The sequence below is a fragment of the Alteromonas ulvae genome (genome assembly GCF_048987005.1).
Taxonomy (GTDB): Bacteria; Pseudomonadota; Gammaproteobacteria; order Enterobacterales; family Alteromonadaceae; genus Alteromonas.
Genome location: NZ_CP185261.1, coordinates 860,581 through 885,088, shown reverse-complemented (window position 1 = coordinate 885,088; position 24,508 = coordinate 860,581). Strand labels below are relative to the sequence as shown.

Below are 24,508 nucleotides of genomic sequence, written 5' to 3'. Positions count from 1 at the left end.
CCAACCCTGGCAGCATTTACGATTTATTTTGCTTCAAACATCACTTTGGCTGTATCTAGCATTCGATTTGCAAAGCCCCATTCATTGTCACACCACACCAGAGTTTTCACTAACTGCTTGTGGCTTACGCGAGTTTGTGTGCCATCTACAATACACGAGTGCGGGTCGTGATTGAAATCTACCGATACGAGAGGCTCTTCAGTGTAGTCCAAAATTCCCTGCAAGCGACCGTTTTTTGCGTTTCGCAACGCTTGGTTAACTTGGTCGATAGACACTTCACTGTTAAGACTAACGCTTAAATCCATCGCGGTGACGTTGATGGTAGGTACCCGTACCGCTATTGCTTCGAACTTGCCGGCAAACTTGGGCAAAATACGCTCAATACCCGCTGCCAAGCGTGTATCTACAGGTATGATAGATTGGCTTGCAGCTCGAGTTCGACGCAAATCTTCATGATATGCATCGATAACCTGTTGGTCGTGCATTGATGCATGAATGGTGGTAATTGTGCCACTGAGTACACCAAATGCCGCATCGAGAGCCTGAATCACAGGAACAATACAATTTGTGGTGCACGAGCCGTTAGAGACTAATTTATGGTCACTGGTTAAGGTATCTTCGTTAGTACCGAAAATAACCGTATTGTCTAAATCGGGCGAACCAGGAGATGAAAACAGTACTTTTTTAGCACCTGCATTGAGATGAAACTGCCCTGAAGCTCGATCATCAAATTTACCAGTACATTCAAGCACAATGTCTACACCTAAAGCTCCCCAAGGCAAGTTGCTAATGTCGGCTTCAGCAAGCAGTTGTATATCATCGCCCGCTACCGTCAACGTCTTATCTTTTAAGGCCACATCGAAACGAAACCGCCCGTGGGCGGTATCGTATTTCAGTAAATGTGCAATGCCTTCGGGCTTGGCAATATCGTTAATGGCCACAACATTAAACTCGCTATTGCGCCCGCTCTCATAGAGCGCACGCAACACGTTGCGACCAATTCGACCAAACCCATTTATGGCAATATTTACCATTGGCTTTTATTTACCTCTTACAGAGACAACGCGGCCTCTACGACGGCGTCGGTAGTAATACCAAAGTGCTTGAACAAGTCGCCCGCAGGTGCCGATTCGCCAAAGGTATCCATACCGATAATTGCGCCATTAAGGCCAACATATTTGTACCAGCTGTCTTTTGACAATGCTTCAACCGCCACGCGCTTAGTGACTGACGAAGGCAATACGCTCTCGCGGTAGTCTTTCGACTGGCGATCGAACACGTCTGTGGATGGCATTGATACCACGCGCACGGCTTTGCCTTGCTCGGTTAATGCAGCGGCGGCTTCTACAGCCAACTGAACTTCAGAACCCGTCGCAATAAGAACAATTTCAGGCGTGCTGTCACTATCGATAAGTACGTAGCCACCTTTCGCAATATCGGCCACTTGCTGTGCAGTTCTTTCTTGCTGCGCTAAACCTTGGCGCGTAAAGATAAGTGTGGTTGGGCCGTCAGTACGCTCGATTGCCGATTTCCACGACACCGCTGATTCCACTTGGTCGCAAGGACGCCAGTTATCAAGATTCGGTGTAGAGCGAAGTGCAACCACTTGCTCAACAGGTTGGTGAGTGGGGCCATCTTCGCCCAAACCAATTGAGTCGTGTGTGTACACAAAAATAGCAGGCTGCTTCATTAGTGCTGCCATGCGCACGGCATTACGTGCATATTCCATAAACATCAAGAATGTAGCACCGTAAGCTTTAAAGCCGCCGTGTAGGGTAATGCCATTCATCATGGCAGACATACCAAACTCGCGAACACCGTAGTAAACGTAGTTACCCGATGCATCGTTAGCTTCAACGCCTTTACTGCCTTCCCAAATGGTTAGGTTAGAACCTGCAAGGTCAGCAGAGCCGCCTAGTAGTTCTGGCAACAATGGACCAAACGCATTCAGCGCATTTTGAGACGCTTTACGCGACGCAATGTTTTGCGGATTAGCTTGCAGCTCTGCAATGATTGCATCTGCCTTGTCACTGAAATCAACTGGCAGTTCACCGTTAACCCGGCGCTTAAATTCTGCGGCGAGCTCAGGGTATGCGGCTTCATAAGCTGCAAAAGCATCGTTCCATGCCGACTCTGCTTCACCGCCTTTACCTTTGCCATCCCACTGAGCATAAATGTCATCAGGAATGTCAAACGCGCCGTGCTTCCAGCCTAGCTTTTCACGTGTCGCTACAATTTCATCATCACCTAATGGTGCACCGTGACAAGACTCAGTACCTTCTTTGTTTGGCGAACCAAAACCAATGGTCGTTTTACAGCAAATAAGGGTTGGCTTAGTGCTGTTTTCTTGCGCTTTTTCAATAGCAGCTTTAACTTGTTCTGCATCGTGACCATCTACACCTTCAATCACATCCCAGCCGTAGCTTTTAAAGCGTGCTGGCGTGTCGTCGGTAAACCAACCTTCAACTTCACCGTCAATTGAAATGCCGTTGTCATCCCAAAACGCGATAAGTTTGCCTAAACCCAAGGTACCCGCAAGCGAACACGTTTCGTGTGAGATACCTTCCATTAAGCAGCCATCGCCAAGGAATGCATAGGTGTAATGATCAACAATGTTGTGACCATCGCGGTTAAACTGAGCCGCAAGTACTTTTTCAGCTAGCGCCATACCGACGGCATTGCTCACGCCTTGGCCTAATGGGCCTGTGGTGGTTTCTACACCAGGCGCATAACCATATTCTGGGTGACCCGGGGTTTTAGAATGCAACTGGCGGAAGTTTTTAAGCTCTTCAATAGGCAATTCGTAGCCCGATAGGTGAAGCAGTGAATACAGAAGCATTGACCCGTGGCCATTCGAAAGCACAAAGCGATCGCGGTTGGCCCATGATGGGTTAGCTGGGTTATGGGATAAAAAGTCCTGCCATAATACTTGAGCAATGTCGGCCATCCCCATTGGGGCGCCTGGGTGACCTGATTTAGCTTGTTGAACCGCATCCATACTTAATGCACGGATAGCATTGGCGAGTTCGCGACGAGAGGGCATATTGTCTCCTGGTTTAATTCGTATCTGAGCGAGCGTGGAGGTAAGTCGCGCATCCGACTTAAGCTCTGCTTTTTATGTACGTTTGAATGTGACGTTATTCTTACCCATGCCACTGCACAGTTCAATGGGTTTGTCGTGCCAAAATCGAAACTACTCATAAAAAATGGTCTATTACGCAAAACACACGTAAATGCTCTACGTTAAAACACAATGTTGTACCTAATAACTCATTTTTCTCAGTGCAGTAAAAAAGGGGGATCTGATCGTAACGTGTCAATAATTCGTAACGGTTTTTAGCAAAAAGACTTTTAGACGTCTAGAAGTAAAGACTGGTATTTGTAGTTTGTTTTAGTACAATGCCAAATAATTAGATAATTAAACGCAAACGGAGTACACATGGCCACGAATCTATTCACTTCTGAATCAGTTTCTGAAGGACACCCGGATAAAATCGCTGACCAAATTTCAGATGCAGTGCTTGACGCTATATTAGAGCAAGACTCTCGGGCACGTGTTGCCTGCGAAACCTATGTAAAAACCGGCATGGTTCTGGTGGGTGGTGAAGTGACCACATCAGCGTGGGTTGATATTGAAGAAATCACACGAAACACAGTGAAAGAAATTGGCTATACCCATTCTGACATGGGCTTTGATGCCGATTCGTGCGCCGTACTTAACGCCATTGGAAAGCAATCTCCCGATATCAATCAGGGCGTAGACCGCGAAAGCTTAGAAGAGCAAGGTGCAGGCGACCAAGGTTTGATGTTTGGTTATGCAAGCGACGAAACCGACGTGCTTATGCCGGCACCCATCACCTACTCGCACCGATTAGTACAAAAACAAGCCGAAGTGCGAAAATCGGGCAAGCTGGATTGGCTGCGACCTGACGCAAAAAGTCAGATAACCTTTAAATATGAAAACAATAAGCCTGTTGGTATTGATGCGGTAGTGTTATCAACGCAGCACTGCGACTCAGTGTCTACTGAAACTGTTCGCGAAGCGGTAATGGAAGAGATAATCAAACCGGTTCTGCCAAGCGAATGGATTGATGGAAATACCCAATTTCACATTAACCCAACCGGTCGATTTGTTATTGGCGGCCCAATGGGCGACTGTGGTTTAACAGGCCGCAAAATAATTGTTGATACCTACGGCGGTATGGCACGTCACGGCGGTGGTGCATTCTCAGGCAAAGATCCTTCAAAAGTTGATCGCAGTGCGGCGTATGCTGGACGTTATGTGGCAAAAAACATTGTGGCGGCAGGATTAGCAAAGCGGTGTGAAATTCAAATTTCTTACGCTATTGGTGTTGCACAGCCTACCTCTATCAGCATTGATACGTTTGGGACAGGTGTGGTAGACGAAAAGACATTGGTTGCGCTAGTGCGCGAGCATTTTGACCTTCGCCCATACGGCCTAATTAAAATGCTAGACCTAGAGCGTCCAATTTACCGCGCAACTGCGGCCTACGGTCACTTTGGCCGTGAAACTTTCCCTTGGGAAGCGACTGACAAAGCTGAAGCGCTTAAAGCATCGGTGTAAACACCTAAAGCTAGTTGTCGTGCCGTTAAATGTAAGCTCTCGTAAAATATACGGTATCAAAAATCGTTTTATTAAGCGGTTCGTCTCGCTAGCATGCCTCGCTATTGTAAGAAAAACAGCAATAGCGGGGCTTTTTATTTTTATAAAACAAAAGAAATTTATGTAAAGTATTTTAAATGCATTTCCGTAACCTGCATTTTTGTCTATTATTAAGTGACGCCAGAGGGTTGTAATAATTGGCCATAAAAATACGTACCTCATCAACGTGATACCGTAGGCGACTAAAAACAGTGCCATAATAAGGTTGTTAAGCAAAGAGGCTTCTTGTCTTCTTTACTCTTATCGTCTTTATTGCTTAGTGTGTTGTAGCAAGCAATGAAATTAACACTTAAAGTGAAACATAATGACAACCAAGCGCCGCTGCGTTTTATCGCTACTATGCACACTCTGCTTTGCCGCGAGTAATGTGAGTGCGCGTGAAAGCAGTGTAGAGCCTGACTTAAGTCCTATTCATTTTAAAAGTAAAAAGGTGGCTAATTGGCAGTTGAAAAGCCGATACAGGCTTCACTCCACCACTGAAACCCATCAATACGATAGTAGCTTTACTTACCCTGCTGGCTCGCAAACCTACGTGAGTGCTAAACGCAGTTTTGATACACGATTTCCTCAGCAGGTTTACGCTACATACAATACGAAGAATACTGCATTTAGCCATTACGCCGAGTGGCTGTATGTGCCAACAGATATTGGCACGTTTACCCGGTTAGGATGGCTTTTAGGAGATAATAAAGGGCTGAATATGGCAGTAGAAATTGAACATCGACAGGTTGGAGAAGAAGAAAACATGGCCCTTTCTCTAGGTGTGCATTACCTCTTTTAAAGGGCTGTGTTGCAAAAGCAAGCCAGCAGTGCGCTTTGGCTTTATTCGTTTCGTCCTTATTTGATTTGCTTTGGCGACTGATTGGCCTTTTTACTGGCCTTAATCTGAGTTTGTATAAACGTCTGCTGGATTAAAAAGGCGTCAGCACTAGCTCTATGACGCTGTGTATCTAAATTAACAGATAAGTCATCCTTAACCTCATGCCACATGTTCATCTGCGCCTCGCTCAAAATGTATTCCATTGCCCTACACGTGAATGCCATTTCAACCTGAGCGGCGCTAAACAGCTTAATCATCCATGGGTTATCGACCACCCAACCGTCGCTGTACACTATTGTGTTGCCTAAAAAATGATTGAGCTCCTGGCACACTCTCACAGGCTCTATTCCGCGAGTGTGAAGCATCTCTCTTGATATACCGTGCAGTTGTTCGGCCTTGTCATCCCAGTGGATCCACGAATCAAATGGGCGGATCAATTTACACCATTTTGCACCATCATAGCGCACAATACCAACCTCAATGGGGTAACTCGCCGCCCCAAAACCACTAGCTTCAACATCGATGATAGAAGGGAGCCATTTATTTTGCACTTTTTCTCCGCATAATTAATTACTAGCACGTTATATTGCCCACACACTGCTCCTGTGTCTTAAAAGGTAGCAGTACATTTTTCTTTTAGGCTACTAAAAGCCGACTCAGCCGGATATACGCACTTTTTCTTATTTTCTACTTCTAGCATCGCAATAGTAGAATCATGCCACTTTTCATCATCGTTTATTTGCACTACTCTGACCACACAGGTTGCGTTTAAAGCGCCCCGCTTATTAATAAACATTACCTAAAAAAGCCTAAACAAACGATGCAAGCACTGTTGATAGAGCCTTTAATCATTTTTATAAATGTGCAGTGTTTACGAGCGATTTTTTACGATGTGGATGGACCTAGTGAAACGACGAATATATCGAATTTTAGTCACGATGTTGCTGCTCTCGTTAGCCTCTTCAGCCTGTATTGCCGAGGAGTCAATGAGATATAACCTAGGTACTTCAGGCAGCTCAATACCCTATGAAAATGCGGTTGATGATCTTCGTCCTGGCATACTGGTGGAATTACTACCATTAATTATGGACACTGCTGGGTTTAAAACAGAAAAAGTCATGCTATCCACAAAACGAGCTGCGCAGGCGTTTAAAAATGGGGCTCTTGATTTTGACTTTTTCAGCCCAGAGTGGGTGCCATCAAATAAAGCAAACAGTAACTTTGTTTTCACCGACGCTATCATCGACGTAACAGAGTACTTTATTTCGCTTCCAGAGAATGTAGACCGTTACCGTACTCGCAATCAAATTCATAAGGACAGTATTGTAGGTACTGTAGAAGGCTATGTTTATTTTGACGCTGATACCTTTACGCCGCTCGCCTTTCAATCAGAAAGTGACCTCATATTGGCCTTGCGTAATCAACGGATAGCAGTGGCCATTATGGAGGAAGCTGTTGCTCGCTATTGGTCTGCTAAACACGGTATTGAAATTAGTTTAGGCGCTATACACACTAAAGGCTCCCTCGCTCTTCGTTTGCACAGCCGACATAAAGATAAAGTAGGTACGTTAAATAACGTGATACAGAAGTTAAGAGCTGAGGGGAAGATTCAATCGGTAATCGACAAATACGCCGATTTCTCTGTCTAGCTGCTATCTGGCTATATTTGCCAACGAGTTATTGTCTTGCTATTTACCTTGCAAAGGAGTTTTTAAGAAGAGCGTTTAAAAAAGCGTCAAATAAAGGCGGAGTTGGCCGATAAGCCGGGTTCTGTCGTGGGCAACCATTCCTCTAGATCAGCAATCACTCACTGATTCAAGCAACCTACCCGATCCCCATGCGGGCCACACGTTAAGGGATCCTATTTGGTCTTGCTCCGGGTGGAGTTTACCTCGCCACACTCTGTTACCAGAGGTGCGGTGCGCTCTTACCGCACCCTTTCAGCCTTACCGGCATGTAAACATGCTTAGGCGGTCTTCTCTCTGCTGCACTTGTCGTCGGCTCGCGCCGCCCAGACGTTATCTGGCACCCTGCCCTGTGGAGCCCGGACTTTCCTCCCCTTTCTTACGAAAGCGGCGATTGCCTGGCCAACTCCGCGGCGCATTCTACAGTAAGGCAACATGAATAGCGATAGGGCGTGTTAATCTTTGCTGTACATTTTTACAGCAAAGTTCAAAGCGCCCTAGAAAAAAGTGGCGGATTCATCTTTATTTGTATTCGTTTCGACTTCTACCGTAGAATTACCGTTCTACTTTTTTTATAAGCGTATAAATTCATGTTTAATCTAGCTAAATCAAACTCTTCACGCGTTGTAGGTATTTTAGGCCTATTAATGGCAAGCACCGTGCAAGCCACCGTGGTTGAAGTTCGAACCGTATTAGGCAATGTACAAATAAACCTTTTCGATGAAGAGACTCCTGAAACCGTAGAGAACTTTTTGGACTATGTAAATTCAGGGGCTTATGCAAACACAGTGGTACATCGTTTAGAGCCTAGCTTTGTTGCGCAAAGCGGCGGCTTTGTTTATAACGATGCATTTCCCTTCGATAGCGTGCCCACGGGAACGCCTGTTATTAATGAGCCAGTGTTATCTAATGTTCGCGGTACTATTGCGATGGCGAAGCTCGCCAGTTCACCGAATAGCGCCACATCACAATGGTTTATTAACCTATCTGACAACAGCGCAAACCTAGATGTGCAAAATGGCGGGTTTACCGTGTTTGGCCAAGTGTTAGGTAATGGCATGGAAGTGCTTGATGCTATTGAAGACCTACCACGTTTCAATTTAGGTGGCGCAGCAACGTCTATTCCGCTGCGGGATTATACCAGCGCCGATGCGAATAATGATGTTGAGGTAACAGGCGACAACTTGGTGATTATTACTGACGTAGTAGTGACAGATGGCGCAACGGTGACCAATCCAGATATCGTTCCTGTTAAAAACACCCTGTTAGGCGCAGGCTCACCAGATGTACCAGATTCTGGTAACAATTCATCTGGCGGAGGAAGCTTAGGCTTTTTTCTACTTAGCTTAGCGCTGGTGTGTCGCTGCATTAAGTTTAAGCGTTCATAAACGTCTAGCTGCTTTTGCAAAGCCTTTAGCGATATAGAAAAGCCTTTAGCGGACAAATAAAAAGCCACCTCTTTTGTAAAAAGGTGGCTTTTTTAATATTGCGAAAACAGTTTTTGTAAGCTCAAGAGCATTTAACGCTCAGGGCTATTTTCGTGCTCAGGGCTATTTTCGTGCTCAGGGCTATTTTCGCGCTCAGGGCTATTTTCGCGCTCAGGGCTGTCAATACATTCTATTTCTGAGGATTGATTAAATACTTCTCGCCCGTTTTCTTTGCATTGTATTGAGCTATTTTTTCAGGCTGCAATGCCTCTTCTAAACTTAACACATCAGTAAAGTCGCTTTTAAACGTGGTGTTAATTTCATTGGCTACACGCTGATGTAGCGCACCCACTTTTTCAGGGGCTAATTTGCCTAAGAAGCGCATTAATAGCCACCCGCCAATTCCCCAAGTCATGCCGTAGGCACGATTTAAAACAGTAGGTGAAAAGTCTAGGCCGCCGTAAATATACACTTGTTTGTTGGCGTCTGAGCCATAAGTATTAAAACCTTCAGCGTCTTTGCTTCCAACCGCTTCCATTGCCGTTAGAATGTCGCTAACTAACTCCCCCCCACCAATGGCATCAAACGCCAATGTAGCACCGGTTTCTTCAATGGCTTTGTAGAGGTCTTTTTTAAAGCTATCGCTTGATGAATTGCACACGTATTTAGCGCCAATTTCAGTTAACAAATCAGCTTGAGACTGCTTGCGTACTATATTGACCAAGGGCACGCCTTCGGCAATACAAATTTTGTTGAGCATAACACCTAAATTAGAAGCCGCTGCAGTATGAACCAATGCACTATGGCCCTCCATGCGCATGGTTTCTACCATACCTAATGCCGTTAGCGGGTTAACAAATGAAGATGCGGCTTGCTGTGGCGTAGTCTCTTCTTTATGAACAATACACGCTTGAACCGGCACACAGCAGTACTGCGCAAAACATGCACCTGATAATACTGCTACTGTTTTACCTAACATAGACTGCGCCGCTTCACTTTCACCAGCAGCTACCACTACGCCAGCCCCTTCATTACCGATGGGCAATGACATATCCAAGCGTGATTTTATACGAGGTAGTAAACCAGAGTGCACGGGGGCCGTTAGCTGGCCCTTGCTTGCATCAAAGGTAGCTTCATTTAAATTTGCTGGACCAAACATGGGCCACATGTCCGAGGGATTGATAGGCGTGGCTTCAATTTTAACAACAACTTGATGCGCTTTAGGTTCAGGGATTTCAGCGTCAACGAGGTTAATTTCTAACTGACCTTGCGAAGTAATTTTTGTTAGTAGTTGTTTTGATGTTGTCACAGTAATTCTTCTCCGAGTGATTAATTTAAGTAGTAGCGTTTGCTTATTTCCTTACGCTAGCACTAAGAAAAGCTGCACGCGAATCACTTAGGTGGATAGGCAACCATAAGAATTTTATTGATAGTGACTATCGCAGAGCGAGTAAAATCCAATTAAGAGTAAATAGAGGGGTTTACTTCATGAAAGCAGGCATATCGCTTTTTGGTAGTATTGCTGTGGCAACTGCGGCAGGCGCATGTACGCCCGCTGAATTGCAATATTGTGAGTAAGCCGAAAACCGCAGTATGCTTTTCGGTTTTCACTTTTTAGCTCTCTGGCATAGAAAACGCTAACATCGAAAGAGCATAGGGCCTTTTCTTTGTGTAAACAAAGCTCAATAGCGTTAAAGTTTACAATCCACATGACAAAGATAATTTCCTTTTGCACATTCTTTTAGCAAACAGGGTAATTTTTGATAAACTCATCGCAGCATTTTTGAGAACACATTAACAGGAAACTCCAATGGCCGTATTCGGTACCGTATTCATGCCTGAAATGGCGCTTACCCGCTTTGAAAACGACGCATGGTCTGAGACTGAGTTTGTCAGCTCAGACGCCATACAAATGCATCCTGGCGCTCATGTTCTTCACTACTCGAGCACGTGTTTTGAAGGTCTTAAGGCGTTTAAACACGAAGATGGCAGTATTAACCTTTTTCGCATGGACAAAAACATCGAACGCTTTGCGCAAAGCAGCCGTTTGCTTAACTTGCCTGAAATAGACAAAGCACAAGTTGAAAAGATGATCCTGGATGTAGTAGCAAAATACGGCTCAGAAGTACCAGAGCCACCTGGTTCAATGTATATCCGCCCAACGCATGTGGGTACTGAAGCGTCTATCGGTAAAGCAGCAGCGCCTTCGGCCACATCAATGCTGTACGTGCTTTTATCACCCGTTGGTGATTATTTTGCCGGTGGTTTAAAGCCGCTGCGTTTGTTGCTAGATGAAACAGGTATGCGCTGTGCGCCGCACATGGGTATGGTGAAAAGTGGTGGTAACTACGCCAGCGCATTACCGCCCATCTTAAAGGCCAGAGAAGAAGTTCAGGCCGATCAAATTCTGTTTTGTCCAAATGGTGACGTACAGGAAACAGGCGCGGCTAACTTCTTACTGATTGATGGTAACGAAATCATCACAAAAGCCTTAGATTCAACATTTTTACACGGAGTGACGCGAGCCACCGTGCTGCAGCTAGCAAAGGACCACGGCATGACAGTGAGCGAGAGAGAGCTTACCGTTGATGAATTGCTGGAAAGAGCGGCCAAACCAGGTACTGAAGCAGCATTATCTGGCACCGCAGCCGTGCTTACGCCAGTTGGAACACTCATTCATAATGGACAAGAGTATCAAGTAGGTAACGGCGAGGCTGGCCCAATAACAATGAAGCTTCGCCAAGCGTTGAACCATATTCAGTGGGGCAAAGCTGAAGATACACATAATTGGTTAGTGAAAATTAAGTCTTAATGCATCGCGATTAGTGTTCGACTTTTAAAAGACAAGCCCATAGTGGCGGTGTTGTGACAGGTGTGAGGTGACGAGTGAAGCGTTACCTAACTCTTTTAACTACAATACAGCTTGCGAGAGTTTGCTAATGCGGTTCTGACCCCCTTTATGTGCTATTCCGTTGGAATAAAAATGCCCTCGTAATTGAGGGCATAAAGCGTTTGTGCAGATTTACCGTCGACTTTTTCAAATCGAATGCAGTCTTAATACTTAACTTGGCGTTATTGCGTTGTGATAAACGTCCTGTACGTCGTCACAATCGTTCAGCATGTCCATGAATTTTTCAAACATGGGCATATCTTCTTCGCTAATCTCTGTTTCAGTTTGCGGCATCCAGCTCATTTCGTCGGCAAGAAAATTAATATCTGGATACGCTTCTGTAAGCGCAGTTTTAACCTGATAGAACTCAGTGTGTGGGGCGTATACCGTTACCTTGCCGTCTTCTACTTCAACGTCAGTCACATCGACATCGGCTTCCATCAATACTTCTAAAACAGCGTCCTCGTCATCACCTTCAAACTGAAATACAGCCTGATGATCAAACATGTGTGATACTGCACCCTGTGCGCCAAGCTTTGCATTCGTTTTTGTAAAGCAGTTACGTACTTCAGTGATGGTGCGATTTGCATTGTCAGACAAGCAATCGACAATAACCATGCAATTGCCTGGTCCGAAACCTTCATAACGCATTGGTTGAAAGTCTTCTCCAACGCCACCCGCTGCTTTATCTATCGCTTTGTCTATAACATGGCCCGGAACTTGGTCTTTCTTGGCTTTTTCCATCAGGCGACGTAGGGAAAGGTTAGTATCTGGATCGGCGCCGCCATTTTTGGCACACACGTATATTTCTTTACCATACTTAGAGTAGACTTTGGTTTTTACGACAGCCGTTTTTGCCATGGCGTTTTTTCTTACTTCGAATGCTCTTCCCATCTTAAAATTCTCTTCCTCGCAATTTTAGTGCAACTTTGCGTATTTTATCGGGTAACTGCGTTTGACTTCATCAATACACTAAACTGATGAACAATATGTGCCGTTTAACACGTGAAACACAGAAAAATAATGTAAAATTTTACCTAGTTTATGCACAACAATACAGTGTTTATAGCGTTTTACTTTACCCAGTTTACACTATGGCAGGTGCTCGGTAGCTAGATATTCATGAGATTGCATTTCTTTCAGCCTACTTAAACATCGCCTAAACTCAAAGCTAAGCAGGCCTTCTGTGTAAAGTTCCTCTAACGCAACTTCTGCTGAAATAATTAACTTAACGTTTCGCTCGTAAAACTCATCAACCATGGCGATAAAACGCCTTGCAACGTCATCCGTACCCTGCCCCATCTGTTCAACGTTAGCCAACAATACCGAATGATAACAACGACTAAGCTCTATATAATCACTTTGACTCCGCGGCCCTTTACATAAACTGCCAAACTCAATCATGAGTACGCCATCGGCGTTTCTCATTGTGGGAATGTGACGATGATTAACATCTATTTCTTCGTTTTGCGTGCCTGCTTCTGGAGCAAGCTGAGTAAAATAGTTGTTAAGATTTTCCGTTGCTTGAGCATCTAATGGGTAATGGTAAATTTCTGCTTGCTCAAGGGTTCTCAATCGATAATCGATACCACTATCTACATTCACCACGTGAGTGTTTTGATTGAGCAAATCTATCGCTGGTAAAAATCGTGCCCGCTGAAGCCCATTTTTATAAAGCTGGTCGGGAATGATATTAGAGGTAGCTACCAGCACAATACCGTGACCAAACAACTCTTCCATCAATGTACCAAGGATCATGGCATCAGTTATATCTGATACGAAAAACTCATCAAAGCATATTACTCTCGCTTCTTTGGCAATTTTGAGCGCAATCGTTTTAAGCGGATCTTGCGCATTTTTCAGCAATTTTAGCTCGTCATGAATTCGGTGCATAAACCGATGGAAATGCACTCGCATTTTACGCTCAAAGGGTAAGCACTCAAAAAAGGTGTCTACAAGGTATGTTTTACCCCGCCCGACGCCACCATAAAAATAAATACCCTTAATGTCAGTCTGAGCATCATCTTTACCAAAAGCTGCTTTTAACCTGCTTCTCCAGCTCGCTTTGCTTTCAGGTCGAGTAAGTTCATCGTATAGACGTTGAAGCTCTTTCACTGCCGTTTCTTGCGCTGCGTCGTAATGAAAATCGGCTAATTCAAGATCTTGCTGATATTTTTCCCAGGGCGTCATCGCCAAAACTACTCCGTACGAATGTCAATAGTGGTGCACGCTGCACCGACCTGCTTGAATTTATCAATTATGACCTTAATTTTAATGAAAATCACGGTAGAATCACACGTTGGGAGTGCCCCATGTCGTAATCATCACAATTAATGTTTACGAACAGTGCGCTTTTCAGGTTCGACCTTGCTATATTCAAGGTTGGTCGAAAGCAGTAGAGCCCACGTATACATGCTTGTGCTGTGGGATGTAGATTGATTCGGAGAATATAATGGAATTGTTAGTATCTCTTGCGTTGTTAGTCGTCGGCTTAATTATCGGCTTTTTTGCCGGTGGTTTTGCTCAGTCGAGAAAAGGAACAGGTAATGCTGCGCAAACAGAGAAGCAAGTAAAAGAAATTCTTGCACAGCAAGCACAACACCATATACATCAAACCCGTCAAAGCCTTGAAAGTATAGAAGGCCAGTGCGATGTATTAAAACAACAACTTCAAGACTATGAAACGCTGCTTGAGCAAAGCGGTGATGATAATGACAGCAAGGTCCCTTTTTATGGGGAGCAAGCGACAACGTATTTACGAAATAACTTAAAAGGGTCTGATGGGTCGAAGGTTAAACGTGTCTCAGATACTCAACCCAAAGACTTTGCAAATTCAGGTTCTGGGCTGTTCGTCGGCGGTTCTAGTAAAAATACCGCAGAAAAACAGTAACATCAGGAACTTTTGAAAGGCCACAGACTCTTTTAGTGAGACCATGCTTTATTGCATATAATATTAAGGAGTGTAAGCGAACATGAAAATGTCTTTCCGCCATTGTGTTTTGGCGTCAGCCGTTGTTATGAGTTCATTTGGCTTTACCGCTACTACGCAAGCGGCGTTGCCATTTTTTTCTGATAAAAAAGCAGAGGTGCCCTCTTTAGCCCCCATGCTCGAGGAGGCCACTCCTGCTGTGGTGAGTATTGCCGTAGAGGGAACGCAAACATCCCGCCAACGCGTACCCGAAATGTTCCGCTACTTTTTTGGCGCACCGCCTCAAGAACAAGCACAAGAACGTCCTTTCAAAGGATTAGGCTCGGGCGTAATTATCGACGCTGAAAAAGGCTATGTGGTAACTAATAATCACGTTGTTGATAACGCTGATGAAATTACTGTCAAATTAACAGACGGCAGAGAGTTTAATGCAAAGAAACTTGGTGCTGATGAACAAAGCGACATTGCCCTTCTTAAAATCGATCCGAACGACTTAAAAGCGCTGCCGTTGGCTGACTCAGATGCCACCCGGGTCGGTGATTTCGTTGTAGCTATTGGTAATCCATTTGGACTATCACAAACGGTGACCTCGGGTATTGTGAGTGCGCTGGGGCGTTCTGGACTGAACATCGGCGGCTATGAAGATTTCATCCAAACCGATGCAGCCATTAATCGTGGCAACTCCGGTGGTGCCTTAGTCAATCTTAATGGTGAACTAGTGGGTATCAATACTGCTATCTTTGGACCCAATGGCGGCAATGTGGGCATTGGCTTTGCCATTCCTGCCAACATGATGAAAAACTTAGTCGACCAAATTGCAGAGTACGGCGAGGTTCGTCGTGGTCTACTCGGTATATTGGGAAGCGACATCGATGCGGGTCTTGCCGAAGCAATGAATACCGAGATCAACCTTGGAGCATTTGTTAATGAAGTGCAACCAGAATCCGCAGCAGAAGATGCAGGCCTTAAAGCAGGCGATATCATTACAGCTATTAATGGCAGAAAGATAAGCACGTTCCAAGAGTTACGAGCGAAAATCGCTAGTATGGGAGCAGGTGCAGAAGTCGAACTAACCGTAATGCGCAAAGGCGAAGAGATGAGCGTTGACGTAACGTTAGACGACGCCACAGAACAAACGGTTACTGCAGCACAAATTCATCCAGCATTAGAAGGCGCGACGCTGACTAACGGAACCGATGGTGCAGGTAACGCTGGGGTCGTTGTTTCTGATATTGAACGAGGTGCTCCAGCCGCTCGCATTGGCTTACAGTCTGATGACGTCATTATCGGTGTTAACCGCGTTCGCGTAGCGAGTGTAGCAGATTTCCGTAATGCCCTAGACGAAGCAAAAGGGGTGATAGCACTTAATGTGAAGCGTGGTAATTCAACCTTGTATTTGGTGATTCGCCAATAAACACATTTCGACTTGCCGTGATTTGAAAGAATCGACATTGACGAAATGAGCATTGAGAAATGAAAGCAGCGCCTCAGGGCGCTGCTTTTGTTTCTAGTATTACTTTTATTCCCTCCCTAATCCCACATGCCTATAAAAAATAATCTGGGTTAGAGTAGTTGAGTAAATAAAATGATATCCTCGTTTCACAAGTTATAATAAATAGCTGTTTCTCGTATCGGTGAGACTTTGAGTGAGTGGACAATTGTTTTTTGACAATTAATCCCTAACTACAAATGCGCTAACGATAATAGAACATCGTGCTAACTAACAAAAAAGTGTGACCAGTGACAAGCCGCTCAATTATTCGTTTTTTCATTAAATCTGTTGTTCTTGGCGCCGCAGTAGCAGCGCTTCTACTCTTATTCTTGCCCGATTTACGTCAGGGTAACGGATTTACTAATGGTTTGTTTACTGAACCGTCGGTGAGTGCGAGTAGAGAGAGTTACTTTGCATCACTAAGTCGTTCAGCGCCAGCTGTGGTGAACATATATAGCGTCAGTATAGAAACTGATGCAGGCTTATTTCGAAACCAGCCTCGTGAGCGAGCAAGCTTGGGTTCCGGCGTGATAATGACAGAAAATGGCTACATTCTCACTTGCCATCATGTTGTAGAGAATGCAGATAGTATCTACGTTGCCGTTCAAGATGGACGAGTGCTTGAAGCACAAATAGTAGGCAACGATCCACTTACCGATCTCGCTGTTTTAAAAGTCACTGCAGAAAGCCTGAACATCATTCCGCAAGTTGCCGAACCCGATACACACGTGGGCGATGTGGTGATGGCTATTGGTAATCCTTTCGACCTTGGTCAAACAATTACACAAGGCATTGTAAGCCGTGCAGGTCGCAATGGATTATCGAACTATGTCGATTTTATTCAAACAGACGCTGTTTTAAATCAGGGTAATTCCGGCGGCGCGCTTGTTGATAGTAATGGTATTCTGTTAGGAATAACCAATGCTAACTTTCAGGTGAGAGACTCACGCAACAGAGTACGAAACGTTGATGGGATTAACTTTGCAGTTCCTTATGAATTGGCAAAGCGGGTGATGGATGAAATTATTAGCAACGGCAGGGTTATTCGCGGACAGCTTGGCTTTATTGGCAGTGAAAGGCGAAACTTAGCTGGCATATTGGGTATTGATGTCACTGCTGTTGCTAAGGGCAGCCCTGCTGATATCGCAGGATTACAACCTGGAGATATTATATTATCTATTGACGGCGTAAGGGCAGAAAGTGCGTCGAAGACCCTAGACATGATTGCTGAAACGGAGCCTGGAACCAGGCTTGAGATTGAAATTAGTCGCAATGAAAAATCGATGATCTTAACGGCAACCGTCGCAGAACTTCGCACTGGTCAGTAAGCGCAGCAGTCTTTAAAGCAAAGATGGCCTGTAAGCGGACATGTGTGAACTCGTCTTGAAAGTGCTGGGTTTTGTTAGTACGCCCTTTCTTGTAAAAACGCGTTCATGTAAGTGCGTTTTCCTGTAGTACCTTGACTCTAAAAAGAAAGCATAAATAAGAAATAGACATAAAAAAAGCGCCTAAGGCGCTTTTTTTATGTCTATTTTACAGTGGTAATACCTGCGTATCACCACTCTATTATTTAACTCTTTATTCCTTTACGCGCTTAATGATAGCGCCAAGGCCACTCAGCTTTTCTTCTATAGCTTCATAGCCTCTATCTAGGTGGTAAATACGATTAACGTGAGTCTCACCCTCTGCAATAAGACCAGCGATCACCAAACTTGCCGAAGCACGTAAATCGGTGGCCATTACAGGTGCCCCTTTAAGTACTGAGCTTCCTTTAGATACCGCAGAATTTGCTTCTAGCGCTATCTCAGCCCCCATACGCTGTAATTCTGGCACATGCATAAAGCGATTTTCAAAGATGGTTTCTGTAATAACACCCGTGCCCTCGGCAACGCAGTTAAGCGTAACAAATTGCGCCTGCATATCGGTAGGAAATGCAGGATGAGGGGCAGTTTTCACTCTAACTGCTTTCGGCTTTTGCCCTTTCATATCAAGCTCTATCCAATCCTCACCAACAGTGATGAGCGCACCGGCTTGTTCAAGCTTGTCAATAACGGCATCGAGGGTGTCTGGCGCTGCATGCGTACAGCGCACTTTACCGCCCGTCGCTGCTGCCGCCACCAAAAATGTCCCCGTTTCAATGCGATCAGGAAGTACCGAATAATCACAGCCATTTAACGTCTCTACGCCTTCAACCGTAATTTTGTCAGTTCCTGCACCTTTAATTTTAGCCCCCATTTGTATAAGGCAATTGGCGAGGTCAACAATTTCGGGCTCCCTTGCGGCATTTTCTAGAATAGTCATGCCGTCTGCCAGTGCTGCCGCCATAAGCAGGTTTTCAGTTGCGCCTACGCTGACCATATCCATAAAGATACGGGCACCTTTCAAACGACCGTCAACGTGTGCACGAATATAGCCCTCTTCCACCTCAATAATAGCCCCCATTTTCTCAAGGCCAGTAAGATGAAGATTTACCGGGCGAGCACCAATGGCACACCCCCCAGGCAAAGACACGTTTGCCTTACCTTGTTTAGCAAGCAAAGGCCCAAGTACTAAAATAGACGCACGCATAGTACGCACAAGGTCATAGGACGCCGTCACACTCTCAAGTGAGCTTGCATCAATTAATACGTCGTTAGGAGAAGGCTGTGCTACTTCAACGCCAAGCTGGCGCAATAACGCCGTTGTTGTGTTTATATCTCTAAGGCGAGGAACGTTGGTGTAACGGCAAGGAGAGTCTGTCAGCAGACTGGTCATTAGTAGCGGCAAAGCCGCATTTTTGGCACCAGAAATTCGCACTGTTCCATTAAGGGCAGGACTCTTTTTAATAACAAGTTTATCCACGAAAAGCGCCTATTACTGAGGAATATTAAACTGGCGCTCGCGCTCCCAGTCCTTCACTGAAAAAGTTTTGATTGAAATCGCATGCATTGAGCCGTCTGCGATTTTATCGGCAAGAGGCGCATAAACAGCTTGCTGACGTTTAACACGACTCATTTCGTTGAAAGCGTCGCTAACGGCAATAATGTTAAAATGAGACCCTTCGGCTTTTACATAAACTTCGTGAAGGTCTAGTGCATCCTTCAAAATGCTTTCGATTTCTGACAATTCCATAATGTACTTCTTTATCTTAAAAATGGGCGTTATTTAACCGGCAAAAAGCTATCTACATCGCTTATTTTTGCAAGCTTGTGTAGCTTTGCTGGCATGTGCTGTAAGACCATGCTAACACCGTTTTGGTTCGTATCCCTAACAGCATTTATTAGCCAAGCTAATCCAGCACTGTCTACACGCTCCACATCGCCAAGATCAACGATACAAGTGCCTGCGCTTTTCAGGCTATCTTGCTGCTGCAAGCTCAGACGCTGCCAAAAGTTAGTAGATAGTGTGTCGCGGTCTAAATTTCCGTGAATGACAATATCGCCATTTTCGCCAACGTCGAAAAGGCTCACACAGACTCTCCGTCAATGTCGATAGACTCACCGGTATTAAGCTCAACAGGCTTGCCAATCTTTTCTCTCATTAGTGAGATAACTGCATCGATACCGTCCGTGCGCAAGATAGACTCAAACTCACTACGCTTACTGTTAAGCATGCTGATACCTTCAGCGACCATATCGTAGGCTTTCCACTCATTGGTTTTGCTATCTCTGCGCACTTTAAACGCAATTTTGATATCTGGACGTGAAGGATCTTTTATCACGGCACGCACAGTGACTGATTTTTCTTTAGAGAAATCGGACTCGGGCTCAAAAATGACTTCTTGATTATCATAATACCCCATTGCTACCGCATACGTAGTCACAAGGTACTGGCGGAATACACTGATATACTCCCCCATCTTTTCTTTTGGCACTGATTTGAAATGTTTGCCTAATACCATAAATGCGGCGAACTTATAGTCGATATGAGGCACTAACTCTTCTTGCATTATTGTACGCAACATTTCAGGGTCAGCTTTTATTTCAGACTGATTTGCCTTAATGCGTTCAAAGGTAGTGTTAGCGACGCCGTGCACTAATTTATAAGGATTTTGCTCGTCTACCTCTTGTGCATTTACCGCACTCGACAACGACAGTACAACCATACCCAATATGGCGATTAATTTTTTCAACGTGATTCTCCTAACCAAAACATGCTATAGAGCAGACCGGACTAATGCGTAATAAGTTTCATCCGCTCTCCTCATAAATTTTTAATAATCTTCTACTCTATTCATCGCTACCGCGATTGAATAGGAACTGGCCAATGAGGTCCTCAAGTACTAATGCCGATTTCGTGTCTTGCAAATAATCACCATCTTGCAAATCTGCCACACCATCAAACGAAAATCCCGGCTGGAAACCAACGTATTGCTCGCCAAGTAAACCAGACGTCAATATCGATACTGAACTTGTCTCAGGAAAGCCGTCGTACTGCTTCAGAATGGATAACTCAACGATTGGAGTGAAATCATCTTTATCCAGTTCAATAGAAGCAACTCTTCCCACGGTAACGCCACCTACTTTCACGGCAGAGCGCGCTTTTAAGCCACCAATGTTGTCGAATTTTGCGTAAAGTGTATAGCTATCACCTTCAGTGGAAACAGACTGCTCGGCAACTTTCAGTGCCAACAACAGTAATGCGCTAATGGTTAGGGCAACGAAGAACCCCACCATGACTTCCGTTTTATACTTGTTCATTCGATCCTCTACTCGATACCAAACATGAGGGCGGTTAGCACGAAATCCAGCCCCAATACTGCCAATGATGAATAGACCACTGTTTCAGTAGTCGCTTTGCTGATCCCTTCCGATGTAGGAATAGAATCGTAACCTTTAAATATGGCAATCCACGTTACCACCAAGGCGAACACGACACTCTTTATTACGCCGTTGATAACGTCTTGGTTCCAATCTACTGTGGACTGCATGATAGACCAGTAGCTTCCTGAATCTACGCCTAACCAATCAACACCAACCAAGTGCCCGCCTAAAATACCAATGGCGCTGAAAATAACAGCTAACATTGGCATAGCGAGCATACCCGCCCAAAATCGCGGAGCGACTATTCTGCGCAGTGGATCTACCGCCATCATCTCTAAACTGCTTAGCTGTTCAGTCGCTTTCATTAACCCAATCTCTGCCGTTAACGCAGAACCTGCTCGCCCAGCAAACAAAAGCGCCGTTACTACAGGGCCAAGCTCCCGCAATAAAGACAGGGCGACCATGGGGCCAAGGCTTCCCTCTGCGCCGTAATCCACCAAAATAGTATAGCCTTGCAAAGCCATAACCATGCCGATAAACAAACCCGATACCATGATGATAAGTAAAGACTGCACGCCCACTACATAAAGTTGCTGAATAATAAGAGGGATATTTTTAACCCGAGGCACAGCCACTAACGCACCAACAAGCATTAATGAAGCCCGTCCGATAGCGGTTAACTTTGAAATAGTAGAAGCGCCTAAAGACTGCAAGAACCTCATTTACGCTCTCCCAAGAAACTCTTTTCTAGCTCTGGAGCTGGATAATGAAAAGGAACCGGCCCATCGGCTTTGCCGTTCAAAAACTGCTGCACTAATTCAGAGTCGCTGTCTCTGATTTGTTGAGCAGTTCCTTCGCCAATGACTCGCTTGTCAGCCAAAATATAAATGTAGTCGGCGATAGTCAGTACCTCTTTCACATCGTGGGTTACCACAATGCTAGTCAAGTTTAGGGCATCGTTGAGCTCCCGAATAAGCTTAACCAGTACGCCCATAGAAATAGGATCTTGGCCTGCGAAGGGCTCGTCGTACATAATAAGGTCGGGGTCTAACGCGATGGCCCGTGCTAACGCAGCGCGCCTTGCCATTCCTCCAGAGAGTTCGCTTGGCATCAAATCGGCAGCACCACGTAATCCCACTGCCTGTAGCTTTAATGCAACGATAGTAGCGATAACATCATCAGATAACTTTGTATGTTCTTTAAGTGGAAAAGCGACATTGTCGAACACAGTCATATCAGTAAACAGCGCGCCGCTTTGAAACAACATACTCATTTTACGCCGTGCTTTGTACAGTGATTTACGAGACATAGACACGATAGATTCGTTATCAAAAAGAATATCGCCCTCATCTGGAGTCAACTGCCCGCCAATTAAGCGCAACAGGGTGGTTTTACCTATTCCGCTAGGCCCCATTACCGCAGTGATTTTGCCCTTAGGGACGTTTAGCGTTATACCGTCGTAAATAACGCGGTCACCCCGACTAAAGGTTAAGTTATCTATCTCAACTAAATGTTCCATAGTGTTTTATTGTCGACCCTCGACTAGACATCGCTGCTTGAATAACGCGCCATGTGAAAAACGCGCTGTGCAAATTAGATATTATTTGTCCAAAGGCTATACAAAATTCATGCCTTCGAACATTAAGTGACCCCAATTTAAGTGGGAAGTTTAAATTTTTCAGTATTGTACGCTTTTTTGAATCACTCGCCAAAGTCAAAAAGTTACAAGTTATGTTCGATGGAGACGAATGATTCATAACATAAGCTGAATCTCATTAACGAAAGCTGAACACGAGTTTTTTTACAATTCAGTTCGATTATGAAAAATAAAAGTCTATCAGCATAGGCAAAGTGCACCGTTTTTGCGACAATCCTACAAATTACAATTCCAAATATAGGTCGTTGTGCTTTTAAACATTGTCGTTTTCATTATCGGATTGATCGTTTTGAGCTGGAGTGCTGATCGCTTTGTTTACGGCGCGTCTGCGTTAGCAAAAAATATTGGCATCTCCCCCATGATGATAGGGTTAACTATCGTCGCTATGGGCTCATCAGCTCCTGAGATTGTTGTATCGGCTATTGCCTCAATTAACGGTAATATGAACACTGCCGTGGGTAACGCTTTGGGTTCTAACATCACTAATATCGCACTAGTACTGGGAATAACCGCACTCGTCAAACCCCTTCTTGTCTCATCAACAACGCTCAAACGAGAACTTCCCGCCTTGCTGATCATCTCACTCATCGCCATCGCATTTATGTTCGACGGCGAGCTAAAGTCTTATGAAGGCGTGATTTTACTCGGTTTATTTGTTTTTATACTGGCACTGATGGCGTGGTTGTCTTTGCAGGTAGATAAAGAAGACCCTCTTATTGCAGAAACTGCTGACGAAATTCCAAAAGGAGTATCTAACTCGGCAGCCTTAATTTGGATTGGTTTGGGTTTAATAATACTACCTATCAGTGCACACTTTTTGGTTAACTCGGCTGTTGAAATAGCGCGATACCTGGGACTTTCTGAATTAGTTATAGGGCTTACGATTATTGCTTTTGGCACCAGCCTCCCGGAGCTCGCTGCAAGTGTTGCTGGCGTTTTGAAAGGCGAAGATGACTTAGCGCTTGGCAATATTATCGGGTCTAACATTTTTAATTTGCTTGCGGTTTTAGGCATGCCAGGTCTCATCGCGCCCGGACTACTCGACCCAGACGTACACAACAGAGATATGTACGTGATGTTGGGATTAACACTTCTGCTGTTTCTATTTAGTTTTGACCTGATTGGCAAACGCAAAATATCTCGCACAAATGGTGCAATACTCTTAGCCTGCTTCGTGGGTTATCAATTTTGGCTGTTCGGATAATGACAAATAAACAAAACGACTACATTACCTCGGCAAAGCGTGTCATCGACATAGAGGCTCGTGCGATTAACCATTTAGCACAGCGGCTAGACGAAAGTTTTGTTACTGCCTGCGAAATGCTTTATGCCTGCTCTGGTAAGGTTGTAGTGAGTGGTATGGGCAAGTCGGGCCATATTGGTAATAAAATTGCGGCCACTCTGGCGAGCACTGGTACACCCGCATTTTTTATGCACCCAGGAGAAGCGAATCATGGCGACTTGGGAATGCTCAGTAAAAATGATGTTCTCGTAGCCATTTCAAATTCGGGCGAAACCAGTGAGTTGGTGAATTTGCTACCCGTTGTAAAACGACTTGGCGTTAAAGTTATTGCCATGACCAATAGTGTGTTAAGCACTCTTGGTCAGCACGCTGATGTAGTACTTGATATAAGTGTAGAGCAAGAAGCCTGCTCGTTGGGATTAGCGCCAACAACAAGCACTACCGCTACATTAGTGATGGGCGATGCCCTATCGGTAGCATTACTCGACAAAAAGGGGTTTACGTCTGACGATTTTGCACTGTCACACCCTGGTGGCTCCCTTGGGCGAAAACTACTGTTGAAAGTGAGTGATATTATGCTGACTGGCAGTGATATTCCATTGATAGAACCGACAGCAACCGTTGCCCAAGCGCTGCTGGAAATATCGCGAAAAGGCTTGGGTATGACAGGTATTGTGAATGAATCAGGAAAGTTAACGGGTGTTTTTACCGACGGCGATTTGCGGCGCATCCTTGATGCTAGAGTTGACCTACATGAAGCAACCGTGAGTGAAGTAATGACTAAAGGTGGCAAAACAACCAGTGCCGATCAACTCGCCGTAGAAGCGCTTAATGTTATGGAGAGTTTTAAAATTAGTGCACTCATGGTACTTGACCAAAATGACAAGCCGATCGGCGCATTTAATATGCATATGCTGTTAAAAGCAGGAGTGCTGTAAA

General features: G+C 44.9%; 25 protein-coding genes and 1 other RNA gene. 10 read left to right on the top strand and 16 right to left on the bottom strand.

What is annotated here, in order from left to right; genetic code table 11:
• Positions 1-23 precede the first annotated feature (23 nt).
• Positions 24-1,034 (bottom strand): erythrose-4-phosphate dehydrogenase, encoded by a 1,011-nt coding sequence (epd, locus tag ACOJR9_RS03925; protein WP_420935079.1) that lies wholly within the window; start codon positions 1,032-1,034, stop codon positions 24-26.
• A gap of 17 nt (positions 1,035-1,051) precedes the next feature.
• Positions 1,052-3,043, bottom strand: a complete 1,992-nt coding sequence (gene tkt, locus ACOJR9_RS03920) for a transketolase (protein WP_420935078.1) — start codon at positions 3,041-3,043, stop codon at positions 1,052-1,054.
• A gap of 396 nt (positions 3,044-3,439) precedes the next feature.
• Between tkt and metK the strand changes: the two genes are divergently transcribed.
• Positions 3,440-4,585, top strand: coding sequence for a methionine adenosyltransferase (gene metK, locus ACOJR9_RS03915; RefSeq protein ID WP_420935077.1), 1,146 nt, complete (start codon positions 3,440-3,442; stop codon positions 4,583-4,585).
• Between the two features lie 403 nt (positions 4,586-4,988).
• A complete protein-coding gene (locus ACOJR9_RS03910) occupies positions 4,989-5,465 on the top strand; it encodes a hypothetical protein (RefSeq protein ID WP_420935076.1) in 477 nt (158 codons plus the stop codon).
• 56 nt (positions 5,466-5,521) lie between these two features.
• Here the strand turns inward: ACOJR9_RS03910 and ACOJR9_RS03905 are convergent, their stop codons facing one another.
• Together ACOJR9_RS03905 and ACOJR9_RS03900 are read right to left on the bottom strand one after the other, a co-directional pair.
• A complete protein-coding gene (locus ACOJR9_RS03905; protein ID WP_420935075.1) occupies positions 5,522-6,055 on the bottom strand; it encodes an exonuclease domain-containing protein in 534 nt (177 codons plus the stop codon).
• A gap of 59 nt (positions 6,056-6,114) precedes the next feature.
• Entirely contained in the window at positions 6,115-6,300 is a 186-nt protein-coding gene (locus ACOJR9_RS03900) for a hypothetical protein (protein ID WP_420935074.1), read from the bottom strand.
• Between the two features lie 109 nt (positions 6,301-6,409).
• Between ACOJR9_RS03900 and ACOJR9_RS03895 the strand changes: the two genes are divergently transcribed.
• On the top strand, positions 6,410-7,153 hold the full coding sequence (locus tag ACOJR9_RS03895; RefSeq protein ID WP_420935073.1) for a substrate-binding periplasmic protein: 744 nt from the start codon (positions 6,410-6,412) through the stop codon (positions 7,151-7,153).
• Positions 7,154-7,247: 94 nt separating this feature from the next.
• Here ACOJR9_RS03895 and rnpB read toward each other — a convergent pair.
• Positions 7,248-7,599: RNase P RNA component class A (rnpB, locus tag ACOJR9_RS03890), an RNA gene on the bottom strand.
• A 180-nt stretch (positions 7,600-7,779) separates the two neighbouring features.
• On the opposite strand from rnpB, the gene ACOJR9_RS03885 reads away from it, so the two are divergent.
• The gene (locus ACOJR9_RS03885) at positions 7,780-8,577 is read left to right on the top strand and encodes a peptidylprolyl isomerase (RefSeq protein ID WP_420935072.1); all 798 of its coding nucleotides are present in this window, start codon (positions 7,780-7,782) and stop codon (positions 8,575-8,577) included.
• 229 nt (positions 8,578-8,806) lie between these two features.
• On the opposite strand, the gene ACOJR9_RS03880 is transcribed toward ACOJR9_RS03885, so the two are convergent.
• Both ACOJR9_RS03880 and ACOJR9_RS03875 read right to left on the bottom strand, forming a co-directional pair.
• Positions 8,807-9,925: a zinc-binding dehydrogenase gene (locus ACOJR9_RS03880; protein ID WP_420935071.1), complete on the bottom strand. Its 1,119-nt coding sequence runs from the start codon at positions 9,923-9,925 to the stop codon at positions 8,807-8,809.
• 177 nt (positions 9,926-10,102) lie between these two features.
• On the bottom strand, positions 10,103-10,327 hold the full coding sequence (locus ACOJR9_RS03875; protein WP_420935070.1) for a hypothetical protein: 225 nt from the start codon (positions 10,325-10,327) through the stop codon (positions 10,103-10,105).
• Positions 10,328-10,426: 99 nt separating this feature from the next.
• Between ACOJR9_RS03875 and ACOJR9_RS03870 the strand changes: the two genes are divergently transcribed.
• Positions 10,427-11,428: a branched-chain amino acid aminotransferase gene (locus tag ACOJR9_RS03870; protein ID WP_420935069.1), complete on the top strand. Its 1,002-nt coding sequence runs from the start codon at positions 10,427-10,429 to the stop codon at positions 11,426-11,428.
• Between the two features lie 249 nt (positions 11,429-11,677).
• Here the strand turns inward: ACOJR9_RS03870 and ACOJR9_RS03865 are convergent, their stop codons facing one another.
• Both ACOJR9_RS03865 and zapE read right to left on the bottom strand, forming a co-directional pair.
• Positions 11,678-12,400 (bottom strand): YebC/PmpR family DNA-binding transcriptional regulator, encoded by a 723-nt coding sequence (locus ACOJR9_RS03865; RefSeq protein ID WP_420935068.1) that lies wholly within the window; start codon positions 12,398-12,400, stop codon positions 11,678-11,680.
• A 198-nt stretch (positions 12,401-12,598) separates the two neighbouring features.
• Positions 12,599-13,696 carry a cell division protein ZapE gene (zapE, locus tag ACOJR9_RS03860; protein WP_420936038.1) on the bottom strand — a complete coding sequence of 366 codons (1,098 nt, stop codon included), beginning with the start codon at positions 13,694-13,696 and terminating at the stop codon, positions 12,599-12,601.
• A 262-nt stretch (positions 13,697-13,958) separates the two neighbouring features.
• Between zapE and ACOJR9_RS03855 the strand changes: the two genes are divergently transcribed.
• The 3 genes from ACOJR9_RS03855 (at position 13,959) to ACOJR9_RS03845 (ending at position 17,255) form a co-directional block, all read left to right on the top strand.
• The gene (locus tag ACOJR9_RS03855; RefSeq protein WP_420935067.1) at positions 13,959-14,396 is read left to right on the top strand and encodes a ZapG family protein; all 438 of its coding nucleotides are present in this window, start codon (positions 13,959-13,961) and stop codon (positions 14,394-14,396) included.
• Between the two features lie 88 nt (positions 14,397-14,484).
• Positions 14,485-15,849 carry a DegQ family serine endoprotease gene (locus ACOJR9_RS03850; protein ID WP_420936037.1) on the top strand — a complete coding sequence of 455 codons (1,365 nt, stop codon included), beginning with the start codon at positions 14,485-14,487 and terminating at the stop codon, positions 15,847-15,849.
• Between the two features lie 326 nt (positions 15,850-16,175).
• The gene (locus tag ACOJR9_RS03845; protein WP_420935066.1) at positions 16,176-17,255 is read left to right on the top strand and encodes a trypsin-like peptidase domain-containing protein; all 1,080 of its coding nucleotides are present in this window, start codon (positions 16,176-16,178) and stop codon (positions 17,253-17,255) included.
• Between the two features lie 250 nt (positions 17,256-17,505).
• Here the strand turns inward: ACOJR9_RS03845 and murA are convergent, their stop codons facing one another.
• The 7 genes from murA to mlaF form a co-directional block, all read right to left on the bottom strand.
• Positions 17,506-18,768, bottom strand: a complete 1,263-nt coding sequence (gene murA / locus ACOJR9_RS03840) for a UDP-N-acetylglucosamine 1-carboxyvinyltransferase (RefSeq protein WP_420935065.1) — start codon at positions 18,766-18,768, stop codon at positions 17,506-17,508.
• Positions 18,769-18,780: 12 nt separating this feature from the next.
• Entirely contained in the window at positions 18,781-19,038 is a 258-nt protein-coding gene (locus ACOJR9_RS03835) for a BolA family protein (protein ID WP_420935064.1), read from the bottom strand.
• Positions 19,039-19,067: 29 nt separating this feature from the next.
• A complete protein-coding gene (locus tag ACOJR9_RS03830) occupies positions 19,068-19,376 on the bottom strand; it encodes an STAS domain-containing protein (protein ID WP_420935063.1) in 309 nt (102 codons plus the stop codon).
• Positions 19,373-20,011 (bottom strand): MlaC/ttg2D family ABC transporter substrate-binding protein, encoded by a 639-nt coding sequence (locus ACOJR9_RS03825; protein WP_420936036.1) that lies wholly within the window; start codon positions 20,009-20,011, stop codon positions 19,373-19,375. The genes ACOJR9_RS03830 and ACOJR9_RS03825 overlap by 4 nt, the downstream gene beginning before the upstream one ends.
• A 124-nt stretch (positions 20,012-20,135) precedes the next feature.
• Positions 20,136-20,606 carry an outer membrane lipid asymmetry maintenance protein MlaD gene (gene mlaD / locus ACOJR9_RS03820; RefSeq protein ID WP_420935062.1) on the bottom strand — a complete coding sequence of 157 codons (471 nt, stop codon included), beginning with the start codon at positions 20,604-20,606 and terminating at the stop codon, positions 20,136-20,138.
• A gap of 8 nt (positions 20,607-20,614) precedes the next feature.
• Entirely contained in the window at positions 20,615-21,391 is a 777-nt protein-coding gene (gene mlaE / locus ACOJR9_RS03815) for a lipid asymmetry maintenance ABC transporter permease subunit MlaE (protein ID WP_420935061.1), read from the bottom strand.
• Positions 21,388-22,188, bottom strand: coding sequence for a phospholipid ABC transporter ATP-binding protein MlaF (mlaF, locus tag ACOJR9_RS03810; RefSeq protein WP_420935060.1), 801 nt, complete (start codon positions 22,186-22,188; stop codon positions 21,388-21,390). Before mlaF ends, mlaE begins: the two co-directional genes overlap by 4 nt.
• Before the next feature lie 385 nt (positions 22,189-22,573).
• On the opposite strand from mlaF, the gene ACOJR9_RS03805 reads away from it, so the two are divergent.
• Positions 22,574-23,530, top strand: coding sequence for a calcium/sodium antiporter (locus tag ACOJR9_RS03805; RefSeq protein WP_420935059.1), 957 nt, complete (start codon positions 22,574-22,576; stop codon positions 23,528-23,530).
• Complete coding sequence (locus ACOJR9_RS03800) at positions 23,530-24,507, top strand: KpsF/GutQ family sugar-phosphate isomerase (RefSeq protein ID WP_420935058.1); 978 nt, start codon at positions 23,530-23,532, stop codon at positions 24,505-24,507. The genes ACOJR9_RS03805 and ACOJR9_RS03800 overlap by 1 nt, the downstream gene beginning before the upstream one ends.
• Position 24,508: the final 1 nt, after the last annotated feature.